8 protein-coding genes are annotated in these 10211 nt (G+C 71.7%); 4 read left to right on the top strand and 4 right to left on the bottom strand.

The features are described from left to right. Positions 1-125: 125 nt before the first annotated feature. Together QCD68_RS07135 and QCD68_RS07130 are read right to left on the bottom strand one after the other, a co-directional pair. On the bottom strand, positions 126-683 hold the full coding sequence (locus QCD68_RS07135; RefSeq protein ID WP_253467023.1) for an arsenate reductase/protein-tyrosine-phosphatase family protein: 558 nt from the start codon (positions 681-683) through the stop codon (positions 126-128). A gap of 2 nt (positions 684-685) precedes the next feature. Next, the gene (locus tag QCD68_RS07130; protein ID WP_111074834.1) at positions 686-1978 is read right to left on the bottom strand and encodes an adenylosuccinate synthase; all 1293 of its coding nucleotides are present in this window, start codon (positions 1976-1978) and stop codon (positions 686-688) included. Positions 1979-2149: 171 nt separating this feature from the next. Here QCD68_RS07130 and QCD68_RS07125 point away from each other — a divergent pair, with 171 nt between their 5' ends. After that, on the top strand, positions 2150-2308 hold the full coding sequence (locus QCD68_RS07125) for a hypothetical protein (protein ID WP_181439237.1): 159 nt from the start codon (positions 2150-2152) through the stop codon (positions 2306-2308). 94 nt (positions 2309-2402) lie between these two features. Here the strand turns inward: QCD68_RS07125 and QCD68_RS07120 are convergent, their stop codons facing one another. Together QCD68_RS07120 and QCD68_RS07115 are read right to left on the bottom strand one after the other, a co-directional pair. Then, entirely contained in the window at positions 2403-2570 is a 168-nt protein-coding gene (locus tag QCD68_RS07120) for a hypothetical protein (protein ID WP_181439236.1), read from the bottom strand. A 152-nt stretch (positions 2571-2722) separates the two neighbouring features. Then, positions 2723-6403, bottom strand: coding sequence for a S8 family serine peptidase (locus QCD68_RS07115; protein WP_301222528.1), 3681 nt, complete (start codon positions 6401-6403; stop codon positions 2723-2725). Between the two features lie 148 nt (positions 6404-6551). On the opposite strand from QCD68_RS07115, the gene QCD68_RS07110 reads away from it, so the two are divergent. Genes QCD68_RS07110 through QCD68_RS07100 form a run of 3 tightly spaced genes read left to right on the top strand, consistent with a single transcriptional unit; the run spans position 6552 to position 9987 of the window. After that, positions 6552-7193 carry a TetR/AcrR family transcriptional regulator gene (locus tag QCD68_RS07110; protein WP_221850084.1) on the top strand — a complete coding sequence of 214 codons (642 nt, stop codon included), beginning with the start codon at positions 6552-6554 and terminating at the stop codon, positions 7191-7193. After that, entirely contained in the window at positions 7190-7909 is a 720-nt protein-coding gene (locus QCD68_RS07105) for a hypothetical protein (RefSeq protein WP_301222527.1), read from the top strand. The genes QCD68_RS07110 and QCD68_RS07105 overlap by 4 nt, the downstream gene beginning before the upstream one ends. After that, positions 7906-9987: a YhgE/Pip domain-containing protein gene (locus QCD68_RS07100; RefSeq protein WP_301222526.1), complete on the top strand. Its 2082-nt coding sequence runs from the start codon at positions 7906-7908 to the stop codon at positions 9985-9987. Before QCD68_RS07105 ends, QCD68_RS07100 begins: the two co-directional genes overlap by 4 nt. Positions 9988-10211 lie beyond the last annotated feature (224 nt).

The following is a 10211-nucleotide window of genomic DNA, read 5'->3' as shown; positions in this document are numbered from 1 at the left end:
CCCCCGCGCCGCCCGCGCGCCCGGCGCCCCGGCGGCAGCGGGCCGCCCCCCGCCCGGGGGGGGGGGGGGTCGGGCCCACCGGGGGGGGTGGGCCGTGAACGGGGGCGTCTCGGGGCGGCCAGGCCTCAGGACACCGCGCGCAGGGCGTCCGCGATCGTCGTCAGCGCGGCGTCGATCTCGTCCGCGACCCGCACGTGCGTGGACTCGGAGCGACGGTAGGGGTCGTCCACGTCGTCGTCTGCCGGGTCGGCAGGCGGCGGCACGGTCCCCCGCAGCCGGGCGACCCGCTCGACCAGGGCCTCGGGCGACTGCACGTCCGCCAGGTCCCCGGGCTCGAGGCCGTCGAGCACCCGCGCGAACTGCTTGATGGTGAACGCCCGCTTGGCGGCCCGCGGCGCGAGCTGCACGACCGCGGCACGGTGGGAGCGCTCGGCCGTCAGCACCAGGTCGGCGGCCCCGGCGATCCGCTCGGTCAGGTAGCGGGACCGGTGGGCCTCCGGGTGTCCCCCGAGGCGTGCGGACTGCTCGGCCGCTGCACCGTCCATCACGGCACCGTCGTCGGCGATCGTGCCCGCCGACTCGATGACGTGCACCGACGCCGCCGGGCCCAGGCGCTCGTGGAGCACCTGGGCGCCGAGCGGCGACCGACAGATGTTGCCGCTGCAGACGAAGAGGATCCGCACGCTCAGCCCTGGCCGAGCAGGTCGTGCCGGACGACGATCGCGTCACGGCCCGGGCCGACACCGATCGCGGAGATCCGTGCGCCGGACATCGCCTCGACCGCCAGCACGTAGTCCTGCGCGTTCTTCGGCAGGTCGTCGAACTCGCGGACGCCGGTGATGTCCTCGGACCAGCCGGGGAACTCCTGGTACACGGGCTTGGCGTGGTGGAAGTCCGACTGCGACACCGGGACCTCGTCCACACGCTCGCCGTCGACCTCGTACGCGACGCACACCGGGATCGTCTCGAGACCCGTCAGGACGTCGAGCTTGGTGAGCACGAAGTCGGTCACGCCGTTGATGCGTGCCGTGTAGCGGGCGATCGGGGCGTCGTACCAGCCACAGCGACGCGGGCGACCGGTCGTGGTGCCGAACTCGAAGCCGTTGGCGCGGAGGAACTCCCCCGACTCGTCGAACAGCTCGGTCGGGAACGGGCCGGCGCCGACGCGGGTCGTGTACGCCTTGACGATGCCGATGATGCGCTCGAGCTTGCCCGGGCCGATGCCCGAGCCGGTCGCGGCGCCGCCGGCCGTCGCCGACGAGGACGTCACGAACGGGTACGTGCCGTGGTCGACGTCGAGCATCGTGGCCTGGCCGGCCTCGAACAGGACGGTCTCGCCGCGCTCGAGCGCCCGGTGGATCTCGAGCGCGGTGTCGGCGACCATCGGACGCAGCCGGTCCGCGAAGGACAGCAGCGACTCGACGACCTCTTCGGCGTCGATCGCCCGGCGGTTGAAGACCTTGACCAGCAGGTGGTTCTTCTGGTCGAGGGCCGCTTCGACCTTCTGCCGCAGGATGTTCTCGTCGAAGATGTCCTGGATGCGGATGCCGACGCGGTTGATCTTGTCGGCGTAGGTCGGTCCGATGCCGCGACCCGTGGTGCCGATCTGGCGCTTGCCGAGGAAGCGCTCCGTCACCTTGTCGATGGTGCGGTGGTAGTGCGTGATGACGTGGGCGTTGGCCGAGACGCGGAGCTTCGAGACGTCGACGCCACGGGCCTTCAGCGCGTCGAGCTCCTGGAACAGGACCTCGAGGTCGACGACGACGCCGTTGCCGATGATCGGGGTGACGCCCGGCGTCAGGATGCCCGAGGGCAGCAGGTGCAACGCGTACTTCTCGCCGCCGACGACGACCGTGTGTCCGGCGTTGTTGCCGCCGTTGAACTTCACGACGTAGTCGATGCGGGAACCGAGGAGGTCGGTGGCCTTCCCCTTGCCCTCGTCGCCCCACTGGGCGCCGATGATGACTGCTGCGGGCATCTGGTTCTCCTCACGTTGGCGGAGGACCGCACACGGCCGTCCCGGCCGGTGGTCCACCCGAGTCTATCGGCTGGTCATCTCCGCGTCACCGGGGTGCCGCCACCTGTGGAGTACCCGGCTGCGCCAGAGCACGCTGGGGACAGCACCACGACCATGACGAGAGGAACCACCATGAGCGACCCCATCGACGACATGAACCGTCTGCTCGACACGCAGCAGGCCGAGGAGCTGACCGACGGCGGCATCGGCTCGGTCGAGGGCGCCCCCTCCGACGTCATGCCCGAGACCGACCGTGGCCGCGAAGCCGCGGACGAGCGTCCCGACGCCTGAGCAGACACCCGCTCGCACCGACGGACGGGAGGCCCGGTACCAGCTGGTACCGGGCCTCCCGTCCGTCAGGTGGTCGCGTCGCGACCGCGCGCTGTCAGCCGCGGAAGAAGTCGGCGTACGAGGGGTCCCCGAACGACTGGGTGTGGCCCGGTTCGGCGAGTCGTTCCTCCACCATGGCCCGGATGGCGTCCGGCGGGGTGAGGCCACGTCGTCGCCACTCCATCGGGTTCTGCCGGAGCTGCACCAGGGTGTTCGTTCGCATGTGGCAACACTGTCACGAAGTACCTAGTTCGTCTAACTACCTGTCCCGTTGGCGCACATCCCGCCCGCGAACGGGGGGCACTGCCGTGCACCGCACGACGGAGCGGGCGGCCCGTTGCCGGACCGCCCGCTCGTGCCGTGTCTCGTCCCTCTTTACTTGGTGATCGTGCCCGTCGGGGCCGAGGTGATCGACGTGCTCTCGTACCCGGACTTCTTCGCGGTCACGGTGAGCGACAGCTTGTGTCCGACGTCCTTCGTCGACGTCTTGTAGGTCGACGCCTTCGAGCCGGTGTCCTTGCCGTCACGGAGCCACTTGTACGTGAACGTGATGCCGTCCGTGTTCCAGTTGCCGGTGCGTCCGCGCATGTTGGTCCCGACCTTGAGCGAACCCGTGATCTTGACCTGGCTGGAGACCAGCGCGAGCTTCGGCGTCACCGAGGTCGTGCTGAGCAGGTCCGCCTGGTCGCCCGGGGCGTTGTGCAGGTGCAGGAGCAGCACCTTCGCCGTGGTCGAGCTGGCCGAGGCCCGGATGACCTTGACGGACGTGTCCGGGTAGGTCAGGTTCGACGTCCCGTTCGCCGTGAACGACACCGCCGGCTGGAAGGCGTTGAACGTCGCGGTCTTCGTCTCGTCGACCACCGAGGACGCGGCCGTCGGCAGCGTCGGCGAGTACGACGACTCGGTCACAACCGAGTAGTCGAAGACACCGGACGTCGACTTCGCCGTGTAGCCGAGCGCCGCGAGCGACACCGGCAGCACCTTGACCGCGGAGTCGAACGTGTTGACGTCGACGCCGGCTGCGACACCACCGAGGGGCCGCGTGTCGACGATCTGCTTCTTCGGGTCCTTCTGGTGCAGGTCCATCGTCTTGACGATCGTCACGTCCGCCGTCGCCGACTTCGTGTCGTACGTCAGGAAGTCCGGGTCGCCGTCACGGTTCGTGTCGATGAGCACCTCGACGTTGTTCGACTGGCCGGGGTTCGACTCGGCCCCGTCGGTCTGCACTCCGAAGGACACCAGGCCCTTCGACTTGTCGGCCAGGCCGAGCGCCGTGGAGTTGGCGCCGTAGGCACGGATGTCCGCGCCGCCGAGCGTCTGCTTCGCGGTACCGTCCGGGAACGACTCCTTGGGGTCCGTGCCGCCGAGCTGGAACGGTGCGACGAGTGCCTGGTACCCGGTCGTGCCGGTTCCCTGGGACAGGCCGCGGCCCGCCATCGTGATGACGCTGGTACGGGCCGCGCCGGAGAACACCACGTCGTCCGCGTGCAGGGCGCTGACCGGCTCCGGCGCGGCGTAGACGCCGAGTCGGAGCGGCGTGACGCCGTCGGCGGCCGGGGTGAACGTGACCAGGCCGGTGGCGGCCGGGACGAACTCCCGCGGTGTGCCGCCCTCGACCGCGACCTGCGTCGGGTCGATGACCTTCCGCAGCAGCGTCGGGTCGGCGATCGTCATGGTGACCGTCACCGTGGCGGTGCCGCCCGCGGCGACGGTGACCGTGTCGGCGCTCAGCGTGAACGCGACGCCGGGCTGGGCGATGCGCGACTCGTAGGCGACGCGGTAGGTGTGCGCGGTGGCCGAGGTGTTGCGCACCAGCAGGGTGCGCTTCTCGGTGGTGGCCGCGCCGACCTCGACGACCCCGAAGGACGCGGTGACGAGCTGTCCGTTCTCCTGGCTGCGGACGGTGGTGCCGTCCTGCACGGCTTGGAGGGCGTCGACCCGCCCTGTGCCCTGGCGGAGCAGGGTGGCGGACTGGCTGTCCTTCGCGCTCTGGCGCACGTCGTGCGTGGCCGTGTTCATGAGTGCTGCCTTGATCTCCGGTGCGCTCCAGCCCGGGTGGGCCTCGAACGCGAGTGCGGCGACGCCGGCGACGTGCGGGGTGGCCATCGAGGTGCCGCTGAGCGACAGCCGGTCGTTGCCGGTGCCGTTGGCGGCCGAGATCACGTTGACGCCGGGGCCGGCGATGTCCGGCTTGACGACGTCGCCGTACGACCCGTGCTCACCGCGGCTGCTGAAGGACGCCAGGGTGTTCACCGTCTCGGCGTCGGTGGCGAGCTGGAAGCCCCGCAGCTCGTCGGCGAACCGGACGTGCAGGGTCCCGGCCTTCGCCGCGGCCTGGAGGCCCGTCACGCTGTCACGGGTCAGCTCGGCACCCGGGATGGTCGCGTTGCCCGCGATGCCCGAGTCGAAGGTGTTCACCGTGCCGGCGAGGAGGACGCCGATGCCGCCGGCAGCGGCGACGTTCTTGAACCGAGCACCGGAACCGCACTCGAGGGCGCCGTCGGTCCACTTGAGCCAGACGACCTTGCCGGCGATCGCGGCTGCCTGGTCGGCGCTGAAGGCCGTGCAGCCGTCGATGTCCGTGGTCGGGACGACGACGTCACCCTCGACGGGCAGCGCGCCCTGGTAGTCCTGCGAGTACTGCGCGCGCCAGGTCTTCGCGACGTCCGCCGGGGCGGTCGCCTCGACACCGTCGAACAGGCTCTGCCCGGTCGCGCTCGCGGCGACGGTCAGGGCACCGGCCGAGTTGCCCGGCGAGCCACCGATGTCGGTGAAGTCGTCGGCGTTGCCGGCGGCGATCACGGGCAGCACACCGCGGGCGGTGAGCGCGTCGATCTTCGCGTTGTCCGGGTCGTCGGCTGCGCCGTAGTCGGAGCCGAGCGACAGGTTGATGACGTTGATGCTCTTGCCCTCGGTGAGGGACTGCCCGACCCAGTCGAGCGCGGCACCGGTCAGGTCGGTCGAACCGCCGCCGTCACCGAACACCTTGAGCGAGTAGAGCCCGGCCTGCGGGGCGCTGCCCGGGCCGACCCACATGTCCTGCACCTGCTGCGGGGTCAGGGTCGAGTAGTCGCCGCGGAAGGTCGACTTGTCGGCGTTCATGCCGAACCCGGCCGCGGTGCCGGCGACGTGGGTGCCGTGGTCGCCGCCCTCGCCGTCGATGGGGTTGGCGTCCGGCGCGGGCTCCGGGTCGTAGGCGTCCGGGTCGGACGGGTCCGCGTTGTACGTGGGGCCGGCGAAGTCGTAGCCGCCGAGGAACTTCGACGGGTCGTACCAGCTCGACGCCGGGGCTCCGGTGCTGGCGAGGGCGTCCTGGTAGGCGGCCGTGGTGCCGGGACCGCCGAAGTCGGCCTGGGTGTAGTCGAGGCCGGTGTCGATCACCGCGACGTTGACGCCCTTGCCGGTGTGCCCGGTCTGGGTCCAGGCGTCGACGGCCTTCGTGTAGAGGTCGCTCGCGGCGTTCTTCGGCGTGACACCGTCGGCGCCGGGCTGCACGAGGTCGGGGTCGACGCCCGAGGGTGCGGCGTCCGCCGAGGCGCTCCGCTTCGGGTCGACGATCTTCTTCGGCAGCAGCGGGACGATGCTCAGCACGTCGGAGCGCTTCGCGATCGCGGTGAAGGCCGAGACGTCGGCGACGACCGCGACACCGGGGACGGTGTACTCGGTCGAGTAGAGCTCAGCAGCCTTGCCGTCGGCGCTCTTGACAGCGCTGAGGACCTTCGCGTTGGTCGAGCGGATCGTCGCGACCCGGCTCTTCGCGGCGGACGACGGCGTCTTCGAGCGGGTCAGGTCGCCGCCCTTCGCCTGCGCGTCGACCTCGAGCGCGCCGGCACCCGTCGTGCGGACGAACGCGCTGACCGTCTTGGTCGGGGACGCGTTCCGCAGCGGGGCGGAGAGCTTGAGGCCGGCCGAGGCGGTGCTGGCCGGTGCCGCTGAGGCCGCACCGCCGACGGCGAGTCCGCCGCAGGCCAGTGCCGCCACGGCGACGATCGAGGTCAGCAGCCGCGGGGAGCGGTATCGACGGGAAGGGTTGGTGGGTGGTGTCGCACGTGCCACGCAGCACACTCCTGGTTTGTCCGAACTCCGGGTGAAGTCCAGATGAAGCTATGTGCTCGTTCCCAGCACGGGGAGTCGGCAGTTCAGGGGACAGAACCTGTGGTTCCTCGAAGTTGCACACCGGTGTGCAGGTTATTACGATGGCTGCATGACCACCACCGATCGGCCCGCACGCGCGCCACGACGGGACGCCACCGAGAACCGTGCCGCCCTCGTCCAGGCTGCCCGGACCCTCCTGCAGGCCGACCCGGACGCGTCGCTCGAGTCGATCGCCGCACACGCCGGACTGTCCCGACGTGCGATTTACGGACACTTCCCCTCCCGTGACGACCTCATGCGCGAGGTCGTGGCCGGCGGAGCCGAACGCATCCTGGCCGCGATGCCCAGCCGAGCCGCCCTCGCCGGACTGGCCCCGGCCTCCCGGCTGGCCGCGATCGCCGTGACCCTCTGGACCGAGGTGTCGCACGTCCGCTCGATGGCGGTCATCGCCGTCCGCGGCCCACTCGTCGAGACCGTCGCCACGGTGTTCGCGCCGCTGCGCGAACAGGTCCGCGACGCCTGCGCCCTCGGCATCGCAGACGGCACCATGCGCGACGACGTGGACGCCGCGACGCTCGGCCGCCTGGTCGAGGGCGCCTGCCTGGCCGTCCTCGACGAAGCCACACGCTCCGCCACCCCGGACGACGCCGGCCGCCGGATGGTCGTCCTGTCCGCCCTCGGCATGGCGGGCGTCGACTGGCGCACCGCCCTGCTCGCTCTCCCCGCCACCCTCCCGGAGGACCCCGCATGACGCTCGAACTCGCCGCCGTCGGCATCGGCACCGAACCCGGCGCCGCGCTCCCCGCCGTCAGCGCCGTCGCGGCCCCCGGCCACCCGGGCATCGTCGCCGTCGAGACCGAACAGGCCCCGGTGCTGGCGTCGCTCGTCGCCGGTGGGCGCATGAAGCCCGACACCGGGCGCGTCCTGCTCGACGGCCACGACGACCCCGCGGGCATCCGACGGGCCTTCGCGCTCGTCGACACCCCGGGCGTCGCCGAACCGTTCCCGGTGATTAGCCTCAAGCGGATCGTGCACGAAGAGCTCGCGTTCGCCGGGCGTCGCCCCTCCCGCAGCGACGTCGCGACCGTGCTCGACGAACTCGGCATGACGAGCTGGGCCGACACCCACGTGCAGCGCGTGCCGACCGACGTCCGCGTGCGGCTGCTCGCCGAGCTGGCACTCCTGCGGCCGGACGTCACCGGGCTCGTGATCACCGCTCCCGAGCGGCACGGCGGGGTGGTCGCCGAGTGGTTCGCCGTCGTCCGGGACATCGCCCGCCGCGGGGTGACCGTCGTGCTCGTGACCTCGAAGGCCGCGGCGGAGACGGCCTCGGCCCTGCTCGACACCACCACCATCACCACCGAGGGTCCCGAGGACGCGACCCGGACCGGCGGGGCCGACACGGGCCTCCCAGCCGACACCGCAGACGCAACTGACGCAACCGCTCCCCTGGAGACCCGCTCGTGACCATCCCCTCGCTCGTCCGCGCCGAACTCGCGCGCCTGACCGCCACCCCCCTCGCCCGTCTCGCGTTCATCGCGCTGATGTGCGTGCCGCTGCTCTACGGGGGCGCGTACCTCTGGGCCAACCGCGATCCGTACGCCAAGCTCGACCAGATCCCGGCCGCCATCGTGAACCAGGACGCCGGCGCCACCCTCGACGGCGAACACGTCGACTACGGCAAGGACGTCGCGAAGCAGGCCATCGACGGCGGCGCCTTCGACTGGAAGCGCACCACCGCCGCCGACGCCCGCTCCGGTGTCCGCAACGGCACCTACGACTTCGTCGTGACGATCCCGCACGACTTCTCGGAGTCCCTGGCCTCGGCGCAGTCCGACGACCCGAAGCGTGCCGAACTCGTGATGACCACGGCGGACACGAACTCGTACCTCGCCTCGACCATCGCGGAGCAGGCCGGCAAGACCATGCGGACCGCCGTCGCCGAACGCGTCGGCAAGGAAGCCGCGAGCACGCTGCTCGTCGGACTCGCCGACGTCCGCGACAGCCTGGGCGACGCCGTCGACGGGGCGGGCAAGCTCGCCTCCGGAGCGACGACCGCCGCGAACGGGGCCGACTCGCTCGAGGCCGGCACCGCGAAGCTCTCCTCGGGTGCCTCCACCCTGGCGTCGAGCACGGCCGCGCTGCCGTCGCAGACCGCGACGCTGAACTCCGGCGCGCAGCAGGTGGCGACCGGTGCGGGGTCGCTGGCCACGGGCCTCCGGTCGGCGCAGCAGCAGACGGCCGCGCTGCCGGAGCAGACGCAGCAGCTCGCGCAGGGGGCGGCGAAGGTCGCCGCCGGCAACGCCGAACTCGCACGGCAGGTGGACGCGGCGAACAAGACGGTGCAGGCGATCCAGCCGCTCGACACGAAGACCGTGATCGCCGACATCACGGCGAACCTGCCGGAGGGCGTCACCCTGACGCCCGAGCAGCAGCAGGCACTCACCGCCACGGTCGACTCGGCCGTGCAGCGGGCGAACAGCTCCGGTGCGGACGCGAAGCAGCAGCTCGGTGCGACCACGGCGAAGATCGACCAGCTGAGCAGCGGCGCGCAGCAGGTGTCGGACGGCGCCACGACGCTCGCGAACGCGGCACCGCAGCTGTCCTCCGGCATCGCGACCGCGGCCTCCGGGGCGTCGACGCTGTCCCAAGGCGCCGCGCAGGTCGCCGGCGGGACACAGAAGCTCGCCGCCGCAGCGCCGCAGCTGTCCTCCGGAGCGTCGCAGCTCGCGACCGGTGCGGCCTCGGCCGACCAGGGCGCGACGTCCCTGGCCGAGGGACTGCACTCGCTCGAGTCCGGCTCCTCGGAACTGGCGTCCCAGCTCGACAAGGGCCGGACGAAGATCCCGGCCTCGGACGCGTCGCAGCGCGCCGAGCAGGCGAAGGTGATCTCGGACCCGGTGAAGGTCGGGGACGACAACGTCGCCGCGGCGGCGAACTACGGCGCCGGCCTGGCACCGTTCTTCATCTCGCTCGCCGCCTGGATCGGCATGTACGCGCTGTTCCTCATCCTCAAGCCGATCTCGAAGCGGGCGATCACCGCGGTCCGACGCCCGTTGCGCGTCGTGTTCGGCGGTTGGCTGACCCCGGCGCTCCTCGGCGTCGTGCAGATGGCGGCACTGTTCCTGATCGTCCGGTACGCCCTGGACCTCGACGTGGTGCACGCCGGCGGGACGGTCGGCATCATGATCCTGGCGTCGGCGACCTTCGCGGCGATCATCATGACGCTGAACGTGCTGCTCGGCTCGGTCGGACAGTTCCTCGGCCTGGTGCTGATGCTCATCCAGCTCGTCACCGCGGGCGGAACCTTCCCGTGGCAGACGCTGCCGGGGCCGCTCGCCGCGCTGCACTTCGCCCTGCCGATGACGTACTCCGTCGACGCGATCCGGCAGACGATGTACGGCGGCTCGCTCGCCACGGCCTGGAGCGACGCGGGCGTCCTGCTCTGCTGGCTGCTCGGGGCGCTGCTCGTGTCGTACCTGGTGACGGCACGGCAGACCCGGACGCGGACGCTGCGCGACCTGCGGCCGAGCCTGATCGGCTGAGCCGGGCGCGGCCCGGCGCGGCCCGGCCGGGCGGCCGGCGGCTCGGAGTGCTTGCGCCCAACAGGAACCCGTCCGAACCGTTGCATCCCGCGGTTCGGACGGGTTTCCGTTGTGCGCAGCCGAACGACACCGTCCGCGGCGGTCGGCGAACGGACCGCCACCGCCACCGCGGCCCCGCAGGCCTGCGACCCTCTGGGGCCCAACAGGAACCCGTCCGAACCGCG

The sequence above is a fragment of the Curtobacterium sp. PsM8 genome (genome assembly GCF_030433875.1).
GTDB lineage: Bacteria > Actinomycetota > Actinomycetes > Actinomycetales > Microbacteriaceae > Curtobacterium.
The sequence above is the reverse complement of the archived record's forward strand: the minus strand, read 5'-3'. Positions and strand labels throughout refer to the sequence as shown.

What these genes read in the sequence shown, in the direction of transcription:
- QCD68_RS07130 (WP_111074834.1), bottom strand. Translation starts at nt 1,978, where the DNA reads ATGCCCGCAGCAGTCATCATCGGCGCCCAGTGGGGCGACGAGGGCAAG.
- QCD68_RS07125 (WP_181439237.1), top strand. Translation starts at nt 2,150, where the DNA reads ATGAGCGACCCCATCGACGACATGAACCGTCTGCTCGACACGCAGCAG.
- QCD68_RS07120 (WP_181439236.1), bottom strand. Translation starts at nt 2,570, where the DNA reads ATGCGAACGAACACCCTGGTGCAGCTCCGGCAGAACCCGATGGAGTGG.
- QCD68_RS07110 (WP_221850084.1), top strand. Translation starts at nt 6,552, where the DNA reads ATGACCACCACCGATCGGCCCGCACGCGCGCCACGACGGGACGCCACC.
- QCD68_RS07105 (WP_301222527.1), top strand. Translation starts at nt 7,190, where the DNA reads ATGACGCTCGAACTCGCCGCCGTCGGCATCGGCACCGAACCCGGCGCC.